Source organism: Mycobacterium sp. UM_11 (assembly GCF_001414075.1).
Lineage (GTDB): Bacteria > Actinomycetota > Actinomycetes > Mycobacteriales > Mycobacteriaceae > Mycobacterium.
In genome coordinates, this window is the sequence record NZ_LATC01000083.1 from 1 (window position 1) to 20885 (window position 20885).

At 70.4% G+C, this 20885-nt stretch carries 21 protein-coding genes; 15 read left to right on the forward strand and 6 right to left on the reverse strand.

The window, feature by feature from the left end; translation table 11 throughout:
* Positions 1-385 (reverse strand): alpha/beta hydrolase fold domain-containing protein (locus WU80_RS18690; RefSeq protein ID WP_156371801.1); only part of this gene is annotated, 385 nt, incomplete at its 3' end.
* Here WU80_RS18690 and WU80_RS18695 point away from each other — a divergent pair.
* The 3 genes from WU80_RS18695 (at position 384) to WU80_RS18705 (ending at position 3796) form a co-directional block, all read left to right on the forward strand.
* Positions 384-1118, forward strand: coding sequence for a lysoplasmalogenase (locus WU80_RS18695; protein ID WP_055403736.1), 735 nt, complete (start codon positions 384-386; stop codon positions 1116-1118). The genes WU80_RS18690 and WU80_RS18695 overlap by 2 nt on opposite strands.
* Positions 1119-1179: 61 nt before the next feature.
* A complete protein-coding gene (locus tag WU80_RS18700) occupies positions 1180-3180 on the forward strand; it encodes a primosomal protein N' (RefSeq protein ID WP_231633857.1) in 2001 nt (666 codons plus the stop codon).
* A gap of 127 nt (positions 3181-3307) precedes the next feature.
* Positions 3308-3796 carry a MarR family winged helix-turn-helix transcriptional regulator gene (locus WU80_RS18705; protein ID WP_055403737.1) on the forward strand — a complete coding sequence of 163 codons (489 nt, stop codon included), beginning with the start codon at positions 3308-3310 and terminating at the stop codon, positions 3794-3796.
* 6 nt (positions 3797-3802) lie between these two features.
* Here WU80_RS18705 and WU80_RS18710 read toward each other — a convergent pair whose 3' ends face one another.
* Positions 3803-4615, reverse strand: a complete 813-nt coding sequence (locus WU80_RS18710; protein WP_055403738.1) for a class I SAM-dependent methyltransferase — start codon at positions 4613-4615, stop codon at positions 3803-3805.
* Between the two features lie 170 nt (positions 4616-4785).
* Here WU80_RS18710 and fmt point away from each other — a divergent pair, with 170 nt between their 5' ends.
* From fmt to ribD, 4 genes are all read left to right on the forward strand, one after another.
* A complete protein-coding gene (gene fmt / locus WU80_RS18715; protein ID WP_055403754.1) occupies positions 4786-5718 on the forward strand; it encodes a methionyl-tRNA formyltransferase in 933 nt (310 codons plus the stop codon).
* A complete protein-coding gene (locus WU80_RS18720) occupies positions 5715-7103 on the forward strand; it encodes an RsmB/NOP family class I SAM-dependent RNA methyltransferase (protein ID WP_055403739.1) in 1389 nt (462 codons plus the stop codon). The genes fmt and WU80_RS18720 overlap by 4 nt, the downstream gene beginning before the upstream one ends.
* 66 nt (positions 7104-7169) lie before the next feature.
* Positions 7170-7859, forward strand: coding sequence for a ribulose-phosphate 3-epimerase (gene rpe, locus WU80_RS18725; RefSeq protein WP_055403740.1), 690 nt, complete (start codon positions 7170-7172; stop codon positions 7857-7859).
* The gene (gene ribD / locus WU80_RS18730) at positions 7856-8878 is read left to right on the forward strand and encodes a bifunctional diaminohydroxyphosphoribosylaminopyrimidine deaminase/5-amino-6-(5-phosphoribosylamino)uracil reductase RibD (protein ID WP_055403741.1); all 1023 of its coding nucleotides are present in this window, start codon (positions 7856-7858) and stop codon (positions 8876-8878) included. The genes rpe and ribD overlap by 4 nt, the downstream gene beginning before the upstream one ends.
* A 3-nt stretch (positions 8879-8881) precedes the next feature.
* On the opposite strand, the gene WU80_RS18735 is transcribed toward ribD, so the two are convergent.
* The gene (locus WU80_RS18735; RefSeq protein WP_055403742.1) at positions 8882-10438 is read right to left on the reverse strand and encodes an MFS transporter; all 1557 of its coding nucleotides are present in this window, start codon (positions 10436-10438) and stop codon (positions 8882-8884) included.
* Positions 10435-11142 carry an LppX_LprAFG lipoprotein gene (locus WU80_RS18740; protein ID WP_055403743.1) on the reverse strand — a complete coding sequence of 236 codons (708 nt, stop codon included), beginning with the start codon at positions 11140-11142 and terminating at the stop codon, positions 10435-10437. Before WU80_RS18740 ends, WU80_RS18735 begins: the two co-directional genes overlap by 4 nt.
* A 130-nt stretch (positions 11143-11272) precedes the next feature.
* On the opposite strand from WU80_RS18740, the gene WU80_RS18745 reads away from it, so the two are divergent.
* Positions 11273-11863, forward strand: coding sequence for a riboflavin synthase (locus WU80_RS18745; protein ID WP_055403755.1), 591 nt, complete (start codon positions 11273-11275; stop codon positions 11861-11863).
* A gap of 13 nt (positions 11864-11876) precedes the next feature.
* On the opposite strand, the gene WU80_RS25540 is transcribed toward WU80_RS18745, so the two are convergent.
* Positions 11877-12152, reverse strand: coding sequence for a hypothetical protein (locus tag WU80_RS25540; protein WP_231633858.1), 276 nt, complete (start codon positions 12150-12152; stop codon positions 11877-11879).
* Between the two features lie 177 nt (positions 12153-12329).
* On the opposite strand from WU80_RS25540, the gene WU80_RS18750 reads away from it, so the two are divergent.
* The 3 genes from WU80_RS18750 to WU80_RS18760 are packed head-to-tail and all read left to right on the forward strand — an operon-like array spanning position 12330 to position 14544.
* Positions 12330-13607 (forward strand): bifunctional 3,4-dihydroxy-2-butanone-4-phosphate synthase/GTP cyclohydrolase II, encoded by a 1278-nt coding sequence (locus WU80_RS18750; protein WP_055403744.1) that lies wholly within the window; start codon positions 12330-12332, stop codon positions 13605-13607.
* Positions 13604-14086, forward strand: coding sequence for a 6,7-dimethyl-8-ribityllumazine synthase (gene ribH, locus WU80_RS18755; protein WP_055403745.1), 483 nt, complete (start codon positions 13604-13606; stop codon positions 14084-14086). The genes WU80_RS18750 and ribH overlap by 4 nt, the downstream gene beginning before the upstream one ends.
* On the forward strand, positions 14083-14544 hold the full coding sequence (locus WU80_RS18760; protein ID WP_055403746.1) for a PH domain-containing protein: 462 nt from the start codon (positions 14083-14085) through the stop codon (positions 14542-14544). The genes ribH and WU80_RS18760 overlap by 4 nt, the downstream gene beginning before the upstream one ends.
* Positions 14545-14588: 44 nt before the next feature.
* Here WU80_RS18760 and WU80_RS18765 read toward each other — a convergent pair whose 3' ends face one another.
* Positions 14589-14927 (reverse strand): hemophore-related protein, encoded by a 339-nt coding sequence (locus WU80_RS18765; RefSeq protein ID WP_055403747.1) that lies wholly within the window; start codon positions 14925-14927, stop codon positions 14589-14591.
* 271 nt (positions 14928-15198) lie between these two features.
* Between WU80_RS18765 and uvrC the strand changes: the two genes are divergently transcribed.
* The 4 genes from uvrC to whiA are packed head-to-tail and all read left to right on the forward strand — an operon-like array spanning position 15199 to position 20123.
* On the forward strand, positions 15199-17148 hold the full coding sequence (gene uvrC, locus WU80_RS18770; protein ID WP_055403748.1) for an excinuclease ABC subunit UvrC: 1950 nt from the start codon (positions 15199-15201) through the stop codon (positions 17146-17148).
* Positions 17138-18064 carry an RNase adapter RapZ gene (rapZ, locus tag WU80_RS18775; RefSeq protein WP_055403749.1) on the forward strand — a complete coding sequence of 309 codons (927 nt, stop codon included), beginning with the start codon at positions 17138-17140 and terminating at the stop codon, positions 18062-18064. Before uvrC ends, rapZ begins: the two co-directional genes overlap by 11 nt.
* Complete coding sequence (gene yvcK, locus WU80_RS18780) at positions 18061-19149, forward strand: uridine diphosphate-N-acetylglucosamine-binding protein YvcK (protein ID WP_055403750.1); 1089 nt, start codon at positions 18061-18063, stop codon at positions 19147-19149. Before rapZ ends, yvcK begins: the two co-directional genes overlap by 4 nt.
* Positions 19146-20123 carry a DNA-binding protein WhiA gene (gene whiA, locus WU80_RS18785; protein WP_102419857.1) on the forward strand — a complete coding sequence of 326 codons (978 nt, stop codon included), beginning with the start codon at positions 19146-19148 and terminating at the stop codon, positions 20121-20123. The genes yvcK and whiA overlap by 4 nt, the downstream gene beginning before the upstream one ends.
* Positions 20124-20885 lie beyond the last annotated feature (762 nt).

The following is a 20885-nucleotide window of genomic DNA, read 5'->3' on the forward strand; positions in this document are numbered from 1 at the left end:
GTTCGGGGGCCAGCCGGTAGTCGACGGACACCACGATGGCGTCGGCGCCGACCGCGTGCTGGCGAGCCGTGCCGTCGTAGCTGTCGAGGTCGCCCACGACGAAGCCCCCGCCGTGGAAATACAACACGACGGGCGGCACGGTGCTCTCGGATTCGATTGGCGGCCAATAGATCCGGACGCCGACGGGCCCCGCCGGGCCGGCGATGGCCCGGTCCTCGACGCGCAGCTCCGGGTGCAGCGGCCGGCGGGGCAGGTCGCGGAAGCGCTGCCGCGCCGCGTCAACGCCGTCGTCGGTGGATAGCCGGAAGGGAACCGCATCCAGTACCTTCTGCAGGATGGGGTCGATCGCGGGCTTTTCGTCGGCTGTGTTGTCCAAGCTTGGCATGGAGGTACCGTACGCATCTCGTCTGGTGCTCGGCGGCTGGGTGGTGGCCGGCTGGGCGGCGCTTGGCTACGGCGTCTACCTGACGGTGTTGGCGCTGGGCTCGCCGCCGGGAACCGAGCTGACCGGGCATTGGGTGCTGCAGCCGCTGTTCAAGGCCTCGATGGCGTTGTTGCTGACGGCCGCCGCGGTGGGCCACGCCGTTGTCCGCGAGCGGCGGTGGCTGATGCCCGCCCTGCTGCTGTCGGCCGTCGGCGACTGGGCGCTGGCGATTCCGTGGTGGACCCAGTCCTTCGTCGTGGGCCTGGCCGCATTCCTGTTGGCCCACTTGTGTTTCCTGGGCGCGCTGCTGCCGCTGGTGGCCAGGCGCCCGTCCAGGCCGCGCATCGCTGCCGTGGTCGCCATGTGCCTGGCCACCATCGCGCTGCTGGCGTGGTTCTGGCCGCACCTGGGCAAACTGGCCCTCCCCGTGACGGCCTACATTATGGTGCTGACCGCGATGGTGTGCGCCGCCCTGTTGGCGCAGCTGCCGACGATCTGGACGGCGGTGGGGGCGGTGTGTTTCGCGGCGTCCGATTCGCTGATCGCCATCGGCCGCTTCATCCTGGGCAACGAGGCACTGGCGGTGCCGATTTGGTGGTCGTACGCCGCGGCGCTGATCCTCATGACGGCGGGGTTCTTCTTCGGCCGTGAGGCGCCGGCCGACGCGGGCGACCCGGCGCCGGCCGAGGGCTGACCGTTCCGGGCCGGACGGTAAAGGCGTTGGACGACAACCCATTTCGATTGTGTAGGGCGCCGTGAGCGGCGGCCCGCGCACGCCCGGTGAGGTCGAACCCATCGCCCGGGTGCTGCCGATGCTCTCGGTGCCGCACCTGGACCGTGAGTTCGACTACCTGGTGACGGCCGAGCAGTCCGACGACGCCCAACCGGGGGTGCGGGTGCGGGTGCGGTTCCACGGCCGGCTGGTCGACGCGTTCGTGCTCGAGCGCCGCAACGACACCGACCACCCCGGGAAGCTGGGTTGGCTGGACCGCGTCGTGTCGGCCGAACCGGTGCTGACCCCCGAGATCCGCCGGTTGGTCGACGCGGTGGCGGCCCGCTACGCCGGGACCCGGCCGGACGTGCTGCGCCTGGCGGTGCCTGCCCGGCACGCCCGGGTGGAGCGGGAAGCCGCGGAAGTCCCGCGGCCGGCGCTGCCCGCGCCCGTCGACCCGTCGGCGTGGGAGGCGTACGGCCGGGGCGCGCAGTTCCTGGACGCGCTGGCCGAATCCCGGGCCGCGCGCGCGGTCTGGCAGGCGTTGCCGGGGGAGTCCTGGGCGGACCGATTCGCCGAGGCCGCCGCCCAGACCATCCGCGCCGGCCGGTCGGTGCTGGCGATCGTGCCCGACCAGCGCGACCTGGACACCCTGTGGCGCGCCGCGACCGCGCGCGTCGAGGAGGCGGCCGTGGTGGCGCTTTCGGCCGGGCTGGGCCCGGCCGCCCGCTACCGGCGGTGGCTCGCCGCGCTGCGCGGCCACGCGCGGCTGGTAATCGGCACGCGCAGTGCGGTTTTCGCGCCGCTGAACGACCTGGGCCTGGTCATGGTGTGGGCCGACGCCGACGACACCCTGTCCGAGCCGCGCGCCCCCTACCCGCACGCCCGGGAGGTGGCGATGCTGCGCGCGCATCAGGCGCGGTGCGCGGCGCTGATCGGGGGCTACGCGCGCACCGCCGAGGCGCAGGCGCTGGTGCGCAGCGGCTGGGCGCACGACATCGTCGCGCCCCGGGCGGTGGTGCGCGCCCGCACACCGCGGGTGGTCGCCCTCGACGACACCGGCTACGCCGACGAACGCGACCCGGCCGCGCGCACCGCGCGCATTCCGTCCATCGCCCTGCGCGCCGCCCGGGCGGCGCTCGAGGCCGGGGCGCCGGTGCTGGTGCAGGTGCCCCGGCGCGGCTACGTCCCGTCGCTGGCGTGCGCGCGCTGCCGCACCATCGCGCGGTGCCGGCACTGCACCGGCCCCCTGTCGTTGCAGGAGGGCGGCCAGGCGCTGGTCTGCCGGTGGTGCGGGCGCATCGACCCGACGCGGCGCTGCGCGCGCTGCGGGTCGGACGCCGTCCGCGCGGTGGTGGTCGGGGCGCGCCGCACGGCCGAGGAGCTCGGCCGCGCATTTCCCGGTACCGCCGTGATCACCTCGTCGGGGGACGGCGTCGTGCCCGAAGTCGCCGCCGGCCCGGCCCTGGTGGTGGCCACCCCGGGCGCCGAGCCCGCCGCGTCCGGCGGCTACGGCGCGGCGTTGTTGTTGGATACCTGGGCGCTGCTGGGCCGCCAGGACCTGCGCGCCGCCGAGGACGCGCTGTGGCGCTGGATGAGCGCCGCGGCGCTGGTGCGGGCCCGCGGGGACGGCGGCATGGTGCTGGTGGTGGCCGAATCTTCAATTCCCACAGTGCAATCGCTGATCCGCTGGGATCCGGTGGGGCACGCCGATTCGGACCTGGCGGCCCGGACCGAAGTGGGCCTGCCGCCGAGCGTGCACATCGCGGCCCTCGACGGTGCCGCGGAAGCGGTGGCGGCGCTGCTGGACGAGGCCGGGTTGCCGGACGGGGCCGATGTGCTGGGGCCGGTCGATTTGCCGGCGGGCGTGCGCCGCCCGGCGGGCACCCCGCCCGGGGTGCCGGTGACGCGGATGCTGGTGCGTGCCCGCCGGGAGCAGGGCCTGGCGCTGGCCGCGTCGCTGCGCCGTGGCGTGAGCGTGCTGTCCGCGCGCCAGGCCCACGAGCCGGTCCGGGTGCAGATCGACCCGTTGCACATCGGATGACCTCCCCAAATTTTGCCAAAGGGGATAGTATGCGTCGGAAATAGTGCCTGACTACGATATTGGAAGGTTGTTACACTTCCACTTCTTTAGCCACCGAGAGGCCGGAGATTCTCCGGAGAGGGGCGAGATGGCAGCGGAGAACGCGACCACGGCGGACGAGTCGCTCGATGCAATTACCGACGCTTTGCTGACGGCTTCCCGCTTGCTGGTTGCCATCTCGGCACGCTCGATCGGCCAGGTCGACGAGACCATCACGATCCCGCAATTCCGCACGCTGGTGATCCTGTCCAATCGCGGCCCGGTCAACCTGGCGACGCTGGCCGGTTTGCTCGGCGTGCAACCGTCGGCCACCGGGCGGATGGTCGATCGGCTCGTCGCGGCCGGACTGATCGACCGCCTCCCGCACCCCACGTCGCGGCGCGAGCTGCTCGCCGCGCTGACGAAGCGGGGGCGGGAGGTCGTGCGTCAGGTCACCTCGTACCGGCGCAACGAGATCGCGACCATCGTCGAGAAGATGCCGCCGGCGGAGCGCCACGGCCTGGTGCGGGCCCTGACCTCGTTCACCGCCGCCGGCGGAGAGCCCGACGTGCACATGGACGCCGACATCGATTTGTAGTGTCGCTCAGCGCTTCTCGGCGGTGACCAACAGGTACTCCCACTTCATGGCGCCATTGGTGAGGTATTGCTGCGCGAGTTCGATGAGTTGGGCGTCGAGCTCGGCGGCCAGCACGCCGTTGTGGCCGATGTTCGCATACGCCTCGATCGTCGGGCCGTAGTGGTTTTTGAAGTACGCGTGCACCGCCTCCGCGGTGTCGAACCGGTTCACTTCCAGCAGGCCCCGCACCGCCGTCAGCCGGCCCACCCGATCGCCGAGCAGTCCGGTGACGTAGCCCTCGCGCCCCCACAACGCGGCCGGCGGTACGGCCTGCGACAGGCTGGGCCGGTAGGGCCGAATGGTGGCGAGCATCCGACCGAAAAACCCCTCCGGGGTCCAGCTGATCACGCCGATCGTCCCGCCCGGCCGGCAGACCCGAACCAGTTCGTCGGCGGCCCGCTGCTGCTGCGGCGCGAACTGCACGCCGATCGCGGAAATGACGACGTCGAACTCGCCGTCGCCGAAGGGCAGGGCGTGCGCGTTGGCTTCCCGGTAGTCGATGGTCAACCCGTGCGCGGCGGCCCGGGCCCGCGACCGCTGCAGCAGCTCGGGGGTGAGGTCGCTGGAAACGACGGCCGCGCCCGTCGCGGCGGCCGGCAGCGTGATGTTGCCGGACCCGGCCGCGACGTCGAGCACCCGCATGCCCGGTCGGATGCCGGCGGCCTTGACCAGGACGGGGCCCAGCGGGGCCATCACTTCCTCGGCCATCAGGGCGTAGTCGCCGAGCGCCCACACCGCGCGATGGGGAGCGGCGTCGCTGATAGTGGTGTCGAGAGTCATCAGGCCTCCTTGAGGGTAAGGAAAGGACTGCCCACTCGACGTCGTTGTCCCTAGCACGGCAGTGCGGCCGGCCGGGATAGAAGCTAACCGCTAGAAACAGTATGCATCAGAAATAATGTACCCACGCAAGTTAAAGTCAGGGCGCGGGTGCGGCTTTCTAGACTGTGCCGGTGCGCCTCGTCTTCGCCGGCACCCCCGAACCCGCGCTGCCCGCGCTGCGCCAACTCATCGATTCGCCCCGTCACGAGGTGATCGCCGTGCTGACCCGGCCCGACGCCGCCGTCGGCCGGCACGGCAAGCCGCAGCCGTCGCCGGTGGCCCGCGAAGCGCTTGACCGGGGCATCCCGCTGCTGCGGCCGGCGCGGCCGAACTCGGACGAGTTCGTCGCCGAACTGTCGGAACTGGCGCCGGACTGCTGCGCGGTCGTGGCGTACGGCGCGTTGCTGCGCGACGGCCTGCTCGGCGTGCCCCCGCACGGGTGGATCAACCTGCACTTCTCGCTGCTGCCCGCCTGGCGCGGGGCGGCGCCGGTGCAGGCGGCGATCGCGGCCGGGGACACCATCACCGGGGCGACGACGTTCCGGATCGAGCCCAGCCTGGACTCGGGCCCGGTCTACGGGGTGGTCACCGAGACCATCCGACCGACCGACACCGCGGGGGAACTGCTTGAGCGCCTGGCCGTTTCGGGTGCGGTGTTGCTGTCGACGACCCTGGACGGCATCGCCGATGGAACGTTGACGCCGCGACCGCAACCCGCCGACGGCGTCAGCATCGCGCCGAAGATCACCGTCGAGCAGGCCCGGGTGCAGTGGGACTTGCCGGCGCACGTCGTGGAGCGCCGGATCCGCTCCGTCACACCCAATCCCGGCGCCTGGACACTGATCGGCGACCTGCGCATCAAGCTCGGCCCGGTGTTCATCGACGCCGATGGCCCAGAGCCGTTGACGCCCGGCGCAATTCACGTCGATCGCAAGAACGTCTGGGTTGGCACCGGTTCACAAGCCGTGCGGCTGGGCCAGATACAGCCGCCCGGAAAGAAACTCATGAACGCCGTCGACTGGGCCCGCGGCGCGCGTCTCGATCCCGCGACGCGGGCGACATGAGCCGGCCCCGGCAATCGGACCGCGGGCGCGGCAGGCGGCGCCGGCCGCTCGACCCCGCGCGCGCCGCCGCGTTCGGCGTGCTGCGGGCGGTCAGCGAGCGGGACGCCTACGCGAACCTGGCGCTGCCCGCGCTGCTGCGCGACCGGGGAATCAGCGGCCGGGACGCCGCGTTCGCCACCGAGCTGACCTACGGCACCTGCCGCACCCGCGGCCTGCTCGACGCGGTCATCGGCGCCGCCGCGGGCCGCTCCCCGGACACCATCGACCCGGTGCTGCTCGACCTGTTGCGGCTCGGCGCCTACCAGCTGCTGCGCACCCGCGTCGACACCTACGCGGCGGTGTCCACGACTGTGGAACAGGCCGGGATCGAATTCGATTCGGCACGAGCGGGTTTCGTCAACGGGGTGCTGCGGGCCATCGCCGCCCGGGACGAGAAGTCCTGGGTCGCGGAGCTGGCGCCCGACCCGTCGCGGGATCCGGTCGGGCACGCCGCCTTCGTGCACGCGCACCCGCGCTGGATCGCCCAGGCCTTCGCCGACGCGCTGGGGACGGACGCGGCCGAGCTCGACGCGGTGCTGGCCAGCGACGACGAACGGCCCGTCGTGCACCTGGCCGCCCGGCCCGGGGTGCTCACCGCGAAGGAACTGGCCGATGCGGTCTCGGGCACGGTTGGCCGGTTTTCGCCGTATGCGGTGTACCTGCCGGGCGGTGACCCCGGCCGGCTGGCGCCGGTGCGCGACGGCGCCGCCCTGGTCCAGGACGAGGGCAGCCAGTTGGTGGCGCGGGCGCTGACCCTGGCGAGCGTCGAAAACGACGCCGGCCGGTGGCTGGACCTGTGCGCCGGACCGGGCGGCAAGACGGCGCTGCTGGCCGCGCTCGGGGCCGCATCGGGTGCGCGCGTCACGGCGGTGGAACCGGCCCCGCGCCGCGCCGATCTGGTGGCCGATAACACCCGGGGACTGCCGGTCGACGTGCTGCGGGTCGACGGGCGGCAGAGCGGGCTCGAGCCGACCTTCGACCGGGTGCTCGTCGACGCGCCCTGCACCGGGCTGGGCGCGCTGCGGCGCCGACCCGAGGCGCGTTGGCGGCGTCAGCCGGCCGACGTGCCGGCGCTCACCAAGCTGCAGCGCGAGCTGCTGGGCGCCGCGATCGCGCTGACCCGGCCGGGCGGGGTGGTGCTCTACGCGACCTGCTCGCCCCACCTGGCCGAAACAGTCGGGGTGGTCGCCGATGCGCTGCGCCGGCACCCGGTGAGCGCGCTGGACACGCGGCCGCTGTTCGATCCGGTCACCGGGCTGGGGGATGGGCCGCACGTGCAGCTGTGGCCGCACCGGCACGGCACCGACGCGATGTTCGCCGCGGCGCTGCGCCGCGAAGCGGGGTAGGGGCCGCACGGTGACGCGCCGCTTGCCCGCGTGAAGCCGCCGCCAAGGCTCAGTAGTGTGGCGCACATGCCTGACAACACCGGTAGGCCCCTGATCGCGCCGTCCATCCTGTCCGCCGATTTCGCGCGGCTCGCCGACGAGGCGGCCGCGGTGGTGGGCGCGGACTGGCTGCACGTCGACGTAATGGACAACCACTTCGTGCCGAACCTGACCATCGGCCTGCCGGTGGTCGAGAGCCTGCTGGCCACCACGAGCATCCCGATGGACTGCCATCTGATGATCGAAGACCCCGACCGTTGGGCGCCCGGCTACGCCGAGGCCGGCGCCTACAACGTCACCTTCCACGCCGAGGCCACCGACAACCCGGTCGGGGTGGCGCGCGACATCCGCGCCGCGGGCGCCAAGGCCGGCATCAGCGTCAAGCCGGGCACCCCGCTCGAGCCGTACCTGGAGATCCTGCCCCAGTTCGACACCCTGCTGATCATGTCGGTCGAACCCGGCTTCGGCGGGCAGAGCTTCATCCCCGAGGTGCTGAGCAAGGTCCGCACCGCGCGCAAGCTGATCGACGCGGGGGAGCTGACGATCCTGGTGGAGATCGACGGCGGCATCAACGACGAGACCATCGAGCAGGCCGCCGAGGCCGGCGTCGACTGCTTCGTCGCCGGGTCGGCCGTCTACGGCGCGGAGGACCCGGAGGCCGCCGTCGAGGCGCTGCGGCGGCAGGCCGCCGCCGCGTCACCGCACCTGCGCCGATGAATCAGCCCGTGGATAGCCTCGACGCGGCCATGCGCCTGGCGATCGGGCAGTCCAATCAGGTCAAGGGCACCACCTACCCGAACCCGCCGGTGGGCGCGGTGATCCTGGACGCCGACGGCGTTGTGGTCGGCGTCGGCGGCACCGAGCCCGCGGGCGGTGACCACGCCGAGGTGCTGGCGTTGCGGCGGGCCGGCGACCTCGCGACCGGCGGGACGGCGGTGGTCACCCTCGAGCCCTGCAACCACTACGGCAGGACCCCGCCCTGCGTGGACGCCCTGTTGGACGCGAGAGTCGGTGCGGTGGTGTACGGCGTCGCCGACCCGAACCCGACCGCCGCAGGCGGCGCGGCCCGGCTGACAGAAGCGGGCGTGCGGGTGACGCCCGGCGTCCTCGCCGACGAAGTGGCCGGCGGGCCGCTGCGGGAGTGGCTGCACAAGCAGCGGACCGGCTTGCCGCACGTGACCTGGAAATACGCCGGCAGCGTCGACGGCCGCAGCGCCGCGGCCGACGGCACCAGCCAATGGATCTCCAGCGAGGCCTCGCGCCTGGACCTGCATCGCCGCCGCGCCATTGCCGACGCGATCGTGGTCGGTACCGGCACCGTGCTGGCCGACGATCCCGCGCTGACCGCCCGGTTGCCCGACGGCTCGCTGGCCGACCGGCAACCGCTGCGCGTGGTGGTGGGCATGCGCGAAATACCCTCGGAGGCAAAGGTTCTCAACGACGACTCGCGGACCATGGTGATTCGCACGCACGACCCCACGGAGGTGATCAAGGCGCTCTCGGATCGCACCGACGTCCTGCTGGAGGGCGGTCCCACCCTCGCCGGCGCGTTCCTGCGGGCGGGCGCGGTCAACCGCATCCTGGCGTACGTCGCGCCGACGCTGCTGGGCGGCCCGATCTCCGTCGTCGACGACGTCGGGGTGCCCACCATCGCGCGGGCGTTGCGCTGGCATTTCGACGGAGTGGACCGGCTCGGGCCGGATCTCGTGCTCAGCCTGGTGCCGTGGGGCGACTAGCGGCTACCGTTCGCCCAACGAAACGGCTTGCGGCTCAGCAACTTCGGGCTCCTCGGCGTGTTCCTTGCGGCCACCGATCAGCAGGCCGAGCAGCGCTCCCACGATGCAGATGACGACGGTGGCGCTGAAGATGTCGCCGTACATCATGGCGAACGCCTTGAGGTACATCGTCCCCTGAGCGGCGATGCGCTCCAGCAGGGAGGCGTTGGGCGGTATCGCCGCCGTCAACCCCGCCACGATCTGGTTGAACCGGTACAGGCCCCACGCGCTCAGCGCGGCGACGCCGATCAGCATGCCCGTCATCCGGGCCACCACCACCGCGGCCGACGCGATGCCGTGCTGGGCCGAGGGAACCACGCGCAGCGCCGCGGAGGTCAGCGGCCCGATCACCAGGCCGAGGCCCACACCGGCGACCAACAGGTCGGCGTGCAAAACGGGCAGTTGAACGATCCCGAAGATGTCGTGCTTCTGGCTCAGCACGTCCTGGCGCCAGTAGTGAATCAGCCAGTACCCGTAGGCCGCGATCAGCAGGCCCACGAAGGTCATGGCGCGGTCACCCACCCGGGTGGCGATCCAGCCGCCCAGCACCGCCCCGATCGGCAGCGCGATCAGGAACCACAACAGCAGCCCGGCGGCCTGCGTCTGGTCCATCTGCAGCACGCCCTGGCCGAACAGCTCCACGTCGACCAGCGTCACCATCAGCGCCGCGCCCGCGGCCAGCGAGGCGCCCAGCGCGGCCAGGAACGGGCGGAAGTGCACTCCGGCCGGCTCGATCAGCCGGGTGCGGGAGAACCGTTCCCACAGCAAAAACAGCACCGCGACCACGACCGCCCCGATGACCAGCGGCAGGCCGTAGCTCGGCAGGATCTGTTTGCCGTCGGGCTGCGGGTTGTACAGGCCGATGACGGCCAGGCCCAGGGCGACCGCGAGCAGGACGCCGCCGACCAGGTCGACCCGCTCGGGGTTCTCGACCTTTTCGTGCGACGGCAGGCTGAACTGGATCATCGCCATCGCGATCAGGGTGAGCGGGACGTTGATCCAGAACACGTAACGCCAGTCGTGGAACAAGTACACGATGAAGATCCCGTACAGCGGGCCCAGCACGCTGCCGAGTTCCTGCGCGGCGCCGATGCCGCCGAGCACGCCGGCCCGGTTGCGCTGCGCCCACAGGTCGGCGCCCAGCGCGAGGGTGACCGGCAGCAGCGCGCCGCTGGCCACACCCTGGATGGTGCGGCCGGCGATCAGCAGGTGGAAATCGCCCCAGTGCCCGGCCAGCGCGGTCACCACCGACCCCACCATGAACAGCGCGAGGCTGACCTGCAACACCAGCTTGCGGCCGAACCGGTCGGACGCGCGGCCCAGCAGCGGCATGGCGGCGATGTACCCGAGCAGGTACATCGTGATGATCCAGGTGATGCGCTGCAGCTGGTTGATCGGGATGTGAACGTCGCTCATGATGTCGCGCATGATCGTCACGACGACATAGGCGTCCAGCGCACCGAGCAGGACCGCCAGACTGCCGGCGCTGATCGCGACGCGGCGTCCGGTCTGCGAACTCATGAACTCACCGGCGGCTTGGTGACCTGGACCTGCTCGCCCCAGTTGGACAGCGTCACCTGGATGGAGTTGCCGGAGCTCTTCTGCATGTTGGCCTGCACCAGCTGGTGGTCACCGGTCTCCTGAATCCAGACCGTGCTCGGCACCGGCTGAGTCGCGTTGAACTGCGGCATGATCTTGTTCACCGCGTCCGCCGACACGTTCCCGCTGACGCGAATGGTGTTCTGGCCGTTGATGGTCTCGCGGCCCTCGGCCTTGGCGTTGCTGAAGTTCGCCAGCGCGTTGGCCAGCCCGGTGTCCGGGTTCAGCAACACCGACACGTCGTAGATGTCGGAGGCCTTGCCGAAGTCGCTCCACTTGTTCGGCGTCAGGGTGGCGTACAGGGTGCCGTCGACCACCACGAAGTTGGCGTCGATGTCGGAGCCGCCCAGGGTGATGGTGGCGTTGCCCGACGCGGCGGTGGCCGGCGCCGTGGTGAGGTCACCGGTGAGCGTCTTGATGGGCAGCCCCTGGATCTTGCCCTGAATGCTCAGCACCAGGTGCACGCTCTTCACATTCTTGGTGGCGTCGGCCGACTGCTTGACCAGGGTCGTGGCGTCGGGAAGCGGGGCGCCACTCTGCTTTGAGCCCGACGAGCAGCCGGCGATCAAGGCGGTGGCGAGGGTCAGGGATGCGATGACGGCCGATATACGGCGGCGGGTCTGCATACCTTGCATCGTAGAGGGTGCCCGCGACCGGCTTTCGAGACGCGGGGGCGCAATGGCCGCCCGGCGATGGCGCTTTCGCCTGCTCACCAGCGCCGCCGCCGCGTTCGGGCGTCCGATTAACCTGATTGGCATGTTCACCGGAATTGTCGAGGAGCTCGGAGAGGTGACGGGCCGCGAGGTGCTGGCCGACGCCGCGCGGCTGACCATCCGCGGGCCGGTCGTCACCTCCGACGCCGGGCACGGCGATTCGATCGCCGTCAACGGCGTCTGCCTGACCGTCGCGGAGCTGCTGCCCGACGGGCAGTTCACCGCCGACGTGATGGCCGAGAGCCTCAACCGGTCCAACCTGGGCGCCTTACAGGTGGGCAGCCCGGTGAACCTGGAGCGCGCCGCGGCGGTCAACAGCCGGCTCGGCGGGCACATCGTGCAGGGGCACGTGGACGGGACCGGCCAGGTCGTCGCCCGGACGCCGTCGGAGCACTGGGAAGTGGTGCGGATCCAGATCCCCGCGGCGGTGGCCCGCTACGTCGTCGAGAAGGGGTCGATCACCGTCGACGGCATCTCACTGACGGTCTCGGGGCTCGGCGCCGACTGGTTCGAGGTCTCGCTGATCCCCACCACCCGGGAGCTGACCACCCTGGGCCGGGCCCCGGTCGGAACGCGGGTGAACCTCGAGGTCGACGTCATCGCCAAGTACGTCGAGCGGCTGATGGCGCGCTAGGCCGGCTGCCTCGTCAGCAGGGCTCGCCCGGGGGCGTCCAGTACGGCTCCCCGGACGGGGTGTAGCACGGCGGTGGCGCGTCGGGCGGCGGGACCGTCGTCGCACCGGCCGGAAGGACCCAGTTACCCCAGCGCCCCGGGTCGGTGCAGCCGCCGACGCTCACATGCCGACCGCCGACGTCGGCGCACGCGTCGGCCGTCGCGCGTTGCGGGCAGGCGATACCCGCTCCAAGTCCGGCCGCGAATATCGAGGTCACGACCGGTACCGCCAGTCTCACTGCGATGCTCATGCCGGTCAGCGTAGATTGCTGGCCGCGATCAGGGAGGCGTTTCGCCGCAGTCGGCCTGTCGCTGGGCTGCGCCCGCGGTCCCTGTGAACAGCATCGCAATAGCCGGGCCCCCGCGGTGGTTCATACTGAATGCAACACATGGGCTCCCGGAACCCCTGAGACAGCAAGGTAACGACGATGACGAGGTTGGACTCCGTCGAGAGGGCGGTTGCCGACATTGCGGCGGGCAAGGCCGTGGTCGTCATCGACGACGAGGACCGCGAGAACGAGGGCGACCTCATCTTCGCCGCGGAAAAGGCGACGCCGGAGTTGGTGGCGTTCATGGTGCGCTACACCTCGGGGTACCTGTGCGTGCCGTTGGACGGCGCGATCTGCGACCGGCTGGGGCTGCTGCCGATGTACGCGGTGAACCAGGACAAGCACGGGACCGCCTACACCGTCACCGTGGACGCGAGAAACGGCGTGGGCACCGGGATCTCGGCCTCGGACCGGGCGACGACGATGCGCCTGCTGGCCGATCCCGCCAGCGTCGCCAACGATTTCACCCGTCCGGGTCACGTGGTTCCGTTGCGCGCCAAGGACGGCGGCGTGCTGCGCCGCCCCGGCCACACCGAGGCCGCCGTCGACCTGGCCCGGATGGCGGGCCTGCAACCGGCGGGCGCGATCTGCGAAATCGTCAGCCAGAAGGACGAGGGCTCGATGGCGCAGACCGACGAGCTGCGGGTCTTCGCCGACGAGCACGACCTCGCGCTGATCACCATCGCCGACCTGATCGAGTGGCGGCGCAAGCACGAGAAGCACATCGAGCGCATCGCTGAGGCCCGGATTCCGACCCGGCACGGCGAGTTTCGCGCGATCGGCTACGCGAGCATCTACGAGGACGTCGAACACGTCGCGCTGGTGCGCGGCGAGATCGCCGGGCCGAACGCCGACGGCGACGACGTGCTGGTCCGGGTGCACTCGGAGTGCCTGACCGGTGACGTGTTCGGTTCCCGCCGCTGCGATTGCGGGCCCCAACTGGACGCGGCGATGGCGATGGTCGCGCGGGAAGGGCGCGGCGTCGTGCTCTACATGCGCGGCCACGAGGGCCGCGGCATCGGGCTGATGCACAAGCTGCAGGCCTACCAGCTGCAGGACGCCGGCGAGGACACCGTCGACGCCAACCTCAAACTCGGGTTGCCCGCCGACGCAAGGGATTACGGAATCGGGGCGCAGATCCTGGTCGACCTCGGGGTCCGCTCGATGCGGCTGCTGACCAACAACCCGGCCAAGCGCGTCGGGCTGGACGGCTACGGGCTGCACATCATCGAGCGGGTGCCGCTGCCGGTGCGCGCCAACGCGGAGAACATTCGCTACCTGATGACCAAGCGCGACAAGATGGGCCACGACCTGGCCGGCCTGGACGATTTCCACGAATCCGTCCATTTGCCGGGCGAATTCGGCGGTGCTTTGTGAGCCCAGCGGCGGGCGTGCCGGAGTTTCCACCGCTGGACGCATCGGGTCTGCGGCTGGCCATCGTCGCGAGCACCTGGCACGCCGAGATCTGCGATGCGCTGCTGGCCGGCGCGCGCAAGGTGGCCTCCGAATCGGGCATCGACGACCCGACGGTGGTCCGGGTGATCGGCGCGATCGAAATCCCGGTGGTGTCACAGGAATTGGCCCGCAACCACGACGCCGTGGTCGCCCTGGGCGTGGTGATCCGCGGTCAGACACCACATTTCGACTATGTGTGCGACGCGGTGACGCAGGGGTTGACCCGGGTTTCGTTGGACGCGTCGACGCCGGTGGCCAACGGGGTGCTCACGACCGACACGGAGCAGCAGGCCCTGGATCGGGCCGGCCTTCCGGAATCGGCCGAGGACAAGGGCGCCCAGGCGACCGCGGCGGCCCTGCAGACCGCCCTCACGCTGCGTGACCTGCGCGCTCGGTCGTGACCGACCCCGAGCACTGGGACGTCGAATTGCGTCCGCACCGCACGCCGATATTCGTTTACGGCGCGGCGGTCATCCTGATCGCGGTGCACATCGCGATCGGCTTTCTACTCAAAACCGGATCCACCGGGGTGGTTTTCCAGACCAGCGACCAGGTGGCGATGGCGCTGCTGGGTCTGGTGCTGGCCGGGGTGGTGTTGCTGTTCGCCCGGCCCCGGCTCCGGGTCGGTGCGGCGGGGATTTCGGTGCGCAACCTGTTGGGCGACAAGCTGATCGAATGGCCGGACGTGGCGGGCGTCTCGTTCCCGGTGGGTAATCGCTGGGCGCGCATCGACCTACCCGACGACGAATACATCCCGGTGATGGCCATCCAGGCCGTCGACAAGGAGCGCGCGGTCAGCGCCATGGACACCGTGCGGTCGTTGCTGGCGCGGTACCGGCCCGACCTGCACACCCACTGAAAGGGCTATCCGCGCGAGCGCGGATAGCCCTTCAGGTGGACGGGTCAGAAGTTCTTACAGTCGGTCATCATCTGCTGGAAGATCGGCAAAGCCTGCTGCGCGCCCTGGTTGTGCTCGATGGCGTGCAGCAAGTTCACGCGCTGATCCGGCGTCGACGCCAGGTACTGCTGCAAGAACTGCTGGTTCGGCGGCGACTGGTCGAGGTACTGAGCGGCCATCGGGTTTTCCGCGTGCACCGCCCGCATCGCCTGGTCGTAGCTGCAGGTCGTGTTGATCATGGGGCCGTAATCGGGGGCAGCGGATGCGACCCCGGCCGCGGCGGTCGACGCCAATGCCAGACCGCCAACCCCGATCGCGAGCCTGGTCAACGAGCGCTTGAACATCTGTGGACTCCCTCCATCGATTGCCACCCACTGTACGTCCAGCTACCCCCTTGGTAGCCAGAACAAACCGTCCACACCGGCGCTTGGTCGTCATAACCCGAGGTCATCGGCAATTTCGCAAAACTGGCGGATCGGTCGGCGGCCTCCCTAATTCATCGCGCGACCGCGCGAATGCGTTACAGGGCCGCCCCCGCCAGGGCCCCGGATCCGGCGCCGCGGCGCGGTGCTCCCGACGGACCGGCATGGCGCCGGCGGCTACTAGCCTGGATGGGTGCCAGATCCCGCCACGTATCGCCCCCCGCCCGGGTCCATCCCGGTCGAGCCGGGCGTCTACCGATTCCGGGACGTGCACGGGCGGGTCATCTACGTCGGTAAGGCCAAGAGCCTGCGCAGCAGGCTGACGTCCTACTTCCAGGATGTCTCCGCCCTGCATCCGCGCACCCGGCAGATGGTGACCACCGCCGCCAAGGTCGAGTGGACGGTGGTCAACACCGAAGTCGAGGCGCTGCAGCTCGAATACAACTGGATCAAGGAGTTCGATCCGCGGTTCAACGTCCGCTACCGCGACGACAAGTCCTACCCGGTGCTGGCCGTCACCCTGGGCGAAGAGTTTCCCCGACTGATGGTCTATCGCGGCCCGCGCCGCAAGGGTGTGCGCTACTTCGGGCCGTACTCGCACGCGTGGGCCATCCGGGAAACCCTGGACCTGCTGACCCGGGTATTCCCGGCCCGCACCTGCTCGGCCGGTGTGTTCAAGCGGCACAAGCAGATCGACCGCCCGTGCCTGCTCGGCTACATCGACAAGTGTTCGGCGCCCTGCGTCGGCAGGGTCAGCGCCGAGCAGCATCGCCAAATCGTCGACGACTTCTGCGACTTCCTCTCCGGCAAGACCGACCGCTTCGCCCGCGAGCTGGAACAGCAGATGAACGCCGCGGCCGAGCGGCTCGACTTCGAGCGGGCCGCGCGGCTGCGCGACGACCTGTCCGCCCTGAAGCGCGCCATGGAGAAGCAGGCCGTGGTGCTCGGCGACGGCACCGACGCCGACGTGGTCGCCTTCGCCGACGACGAACTCGAGGCGGCGGTGCAGGTGTTCCACGTCCGCGGCGGCCGGGTCCGCGGCCAGCGCGGCTGGATCGTCGAAAAGTCCGCGGACCCAGGCGATTCCGGGGAGGAGCAGTTGGTCGAGCAATTCCTGACGCAGTTCTACGGTGAGCAGGCGGAGCTGGGCGGCTCGGCCGACGAATCCGTCAATCCGGTTCCCCGCGAGGTGCTGGTGCCCTGCCTGCCGTCCAACTCCGAGGAATTGACCAGCTGGCTGTCGGGCCTGCGCGGTTCCCGGGTCGCGCTGCGGGTGCCGCGGCGCGGCGACAAGCGGGCGCTGGCCGAAACGGTGCAACGCAACGCCAAAGAGGCGCTGCAGCAACACAAGCTGAAGCGGGCCGGTGACTTCAACGCCAGATCGGCTGCGCTGCAGAACATTCAGGAAGCCCTTGGGCTGGCAGACGCGCCGCTGCGCATCGAATGCGTCGACATCAGCCACGTGCAGGGCACCGACGTGGTGGGGTCGCTGGTGGTGTTCGAAGACGGCCTGCCGCGCAAGTCGGACTACCGTCACTTCGGCATCCGCGAAGCCGCCGGCCAGGGCCGCTCCGACGATGTCGCCTCCATCGCCGAGGTGACCCGCCGCCGGTTCGCGCGGCACCTGAGCGAACAGAACGATCCGAATATGCTGTCGCCCGAAGGGAAGTCGCGCCGGTTCGCCTACCCGCCCAACCTCTACGTCGTCGACGGCGGCGCCCCACAGGTCAACGCGGCCAGCGCCGTGCTCGACGACCTCGGCATCACCGACGTCGCGGTGATCGGCCTGGCCAAGCGGCTGGAAGAGATCTGGGTGCCCTCCGAGCCCGATCCCGTCATCATGCCGCGCAACAGCGAGGGGCTCTACCTGCTACAGCGCATTCGCGACGAGGCGCACCGGTTCGCCATCACCTACCATCGCAGCAAGCGATCGAAGCGAATGACCGCCTCGGCGCTGGATTCGGTGCCAGGATTAGGGGAACATCGCCGCAAGGCGCTGGTGACCCATTTCGGATCCATAGCCCGCCTCAAGGAGGCCACCGTCGACCAGATCACGGCCGTTCCCGGAATCGGAGTGGCCACCGCCACCGCCGTCCTGGAGGCGTTGCGCCCGAGCGGCCCGGAGCAGCCGAATGACGGGTGACGTGGCGGAGGGCAACCCGGCCCAGGCCCGCCCGGAGGGTGGGGCCGGCATCGACGTCGTCCTGGTGACCGGGTTGTCGGGCGCCGGGCGGGGTACTGCGGCCAAGGTGCTCGAGGACCTGGGCTGGTACGTCGCCGACAACCTGCCGCCCCAGCTGATCACGCGGATGGTGGATCTCGGCATGGACGCGGGGTCGCGCATCACCCGCCTGGCGGTGGTGATGGACGTGCGCTCGCGCGGCTTCACCGGCGATCTCGATTCGGTGCGCACCGAGCTGGCCACCCGCAACATCGCGCCGCGGGTGGTGTTCATGGAGGCGTCCGACGACATGCTGGTGCGCCGCTACGAGCAGAACCGCCGCAGCCACCCGCTGCAGGGCGAGGCGACCCTGGCCGAGGGCATCGCCGCCGAGCGGCGGATGCTGGCCCCGGTGCGCGCGACGGCCGACCTCATCATCGACACCTCGACGCTGTCGGTGCGGGGACTGCGGGAGAGCATCGAGCGCGCGTTCGGCGGCGACGCCAGCACGTCGATCAGCATCACCCTCGAATCGTTCGGCTTCAAGTACGGCCTGCCGATGGACGCCGACATGGTGATGGACGTGCGGTTCCTGCCCAACCCGCACTGGGTCGACGAGCTGCGTCCCCTCACCGGACAGGACCCGGCGGTCAGCGAATACGTGCTGAGCCAGCCCGGCGCCGCGGACTTTCTCGACGCCTACCACCGGTTGCTCTCGCTGGTGGTCGACGGCTACCGCCGGGAGGGCAAGCGCTACATGACGGTTGCGATCGGGTGCACCGGGGGTAAGCACCGCAGCGTGGCGATCGCCGAGGCGCTGATGCGGCAGTTGAAGGCCCAGACGGCCGATGCCCAATTGTCGGTGCGGGTGCTGCACCGGGATTTGGGTCGCGAATGAGCGCGCCGACGGATCCCTCGACCAACAACAGCATCGTCGCGCTGGGCGGCGGCCACGGCCTGTACGCCACGCTGTCGGCGGCGCGCCGGCTGACTCCGCACGTCACCGCCGTGGTGACCGTCGCCGACGACGGCGGTTCCTCCGGGCGGCTGCGCAGCGAATTGGACGTCGTGCCCCCGGGAGATCTGCGAATGGCGTTGGCGGCCTTGGCATCCGACAGCCCGCATGGGCGGTTGTGGGCGACCATCCTGCAGCATCGCTTCGGGGGCAATGGGGCGTTGGCCGGCCACCCGATCGGCAACCTGATGCTCGCCGGGCTCTCGGAGGTACTCGCCGACCCGGTGGCCGCCCTCGACGAGCTGGGCCGCATCCTGGGCGTGAAGGGCCGGGTGCTGCCGATGTGCCCGATCGCGCTGCAGATCGAGGCCGACGTGTCCGGCCTGGAGTCAGATCCACGGATGTTCCGGCTTATTCGCGGCCAGGTGGCGATCGCCAGCACACCGGGCAAGGTGCGCCGGGTGCGGCTGCTGCCGCCCGATCCGCCGGCGACCCGGCAGGCCGTCGACGCGATCATGGCCGCCGACCTCGTGGTGCTCGGTCCGGGCTCCTGGTTCACCAGTGTGATCCCGCACGTGCTGGTGCCGGGGTTGGCGGCGGCGCTGCGGGCCACCACCGCGCGGCGCGCGCTGGTGCTCAATCTGGTGGCCGAGCCGGGGGAGACGGCCGGGTTTTCCGTCGAGCGTCATCTGCACGTGTTGGCCCAGCACGCCCCGGGGTTCACCGTGCACGACATCATCATCGACGCCGAGCGGGTGCCCAGTGAGCGGGAGCGGGAACAGCTGCGCCGCACGGCGACGCTGCTTTCGGCCGAGGTCCACTTCGTCGACGTGGCCCGACCTGGTACACCTTTACATGATCCAGGCAAGCTTGCGGCGGCCCTGGACGGGGTCCGGGCGGCCCGCAACGGCCCGGGAGCGCCTCCGGTCACGGCCACCGCGGACATTCGGGTCGACAGTGCAAGCCCACAGACCGGTGCAAGAGGACCGGCCGGCAGCGGACCAAGGGGTGACGACGCGTGGCGATGACGACCGAAGTCAAGGACGAGCTCAGCCGCCTGGTCGTGAAGTCGGTCAGCGCGCGGCGCGCCGAAGTCACGTCGCTGCTGAGGTTCGCCGGCGGGTTGCACATCGTCGGCGGTCGGGTGGTCGTGGAGGCCGAGGTGGACCTCGGCAATGTCGCGCGGCGGCTGCGCAAGGACATCTTCGAGCTCTACGGCTACAACGCCGTTGTGCATGTGTTGTCGGCCAGCGGGATTCGCAAGACCACCCGTTACGTGCTGCGGGTGGCCAACGACGGTGAGGCGCTGGCCCGCCAGACCGGCCTGCTCGACAACCGCGGCCGGCCGGTGCGCGGCCTGCCCGCCCAGGTCGTGGGCGGCAGCATCGCCGACGCCGAGGCCGCCTGGCGCGGAGCCTTTCTGGCGCACGGGTCGCTCACCGAGCCGGGACGGTCGTCGGCCCTGGAGGTCAGCTGCCCCGGGCCGGAGGCCGCGCTGGCGTTGGTGGGTGCGGCGCGCCGGCTCGGCGTCAGCGCCAAGGCCCGCGAAGTGCGCGGCGCCGACCGGGTGGTGGTGCGCGACGGCGAGGCCATCGGCGCCCTGCTGACCCGGATGGGCGCGCAGGACACCCGGCTCATCTGGGAGGAGCGCCGGATGCGCCGCGAGGTGCGGGCGACGGCCAATCGGCTCGCCAACTTCGACGACGCCAACCTGCGCCGCTCGGCGCGGGCCGCGGTCGCCGCGGCCGCCCGGGTGGAACGCGCGCTGGAGATCCTCGGCGACACCGTTCCCGACCATTTGGCCTCCGCCGGCAAGCTGCGCGTCGAGCACCGGCAGGCCTCGCTGGAGGAGCTCGGGCGGCTCGCCGACCCGCCGATGACGAAAGATGCTGTGGCGGGCCGCATTCGCCGGTTGCTGTCGATGGCCGACCGCAAGGCCAAGATCGAGGGCATCCCGGACACCGAATCGGCGGTCACACCGGATCTGCTGGAAGACGCTTAGCCTCGTCGCGCATTTGCGGACGCGTCGTACCGCGCCTGGCAAACCCGGGCACTCAGCAACTCTCGCCTGGCCCGGTTTGCCGGGCGTTCCATAGCGCTGCGCGCAGAGTCGCCCCGGTCCTCGTCCATGTCACGCGGTTACGAATTCTACGAATTACATGAATTCTTTGAATTGAATATGGATAACGCGAAATGGCGGTGGCTTCACCCTGGAAGTGCTCCGGGGAATCCATGGTCTTTTTGCCACCAAACCGTCCGCCGTCCCCCGAAAGCTCGTCTCGGGACGCCGCCTTTCGAGTAAGGGATTCATAGCACCCACATAACTTCTTTGAAGACTGTATGAGTTCCGACGTATCGCTTGCAGCCGATCGGTGCTCCAGTCGGCGTAAGCAGATCGCATGTAACCCAGACAAAGACGTCTCGAGCCCGGTCATCGCGAGCTCGGGCGGCCGTGCCTTTCCGTGGGGACGTCTTGGCCAAGGCCTCATTCGTCGCAATCGCAATTTATGCGCCCATGAGATTTTTATTCACCGGAAGCGACCCAGCGACGCAATTGCCGTATTTTCATCCACTGTTCACCCCGTCGCCTTTTCGGACTCGCGCCAGGTAGAGCGGTTTATGGCTGGTTTCTCTTCGGCGCCGACGGCGCGCGGCCCGCGCCGGGCAGTGCCCCGGCGGCACCGACCCCCGTTGTGCTCGGCGAAACGCCTTCTGGTCGCGGCTGGCTAGTGTCCTGTCTGCAGGCTGTCTCTTATACACATCT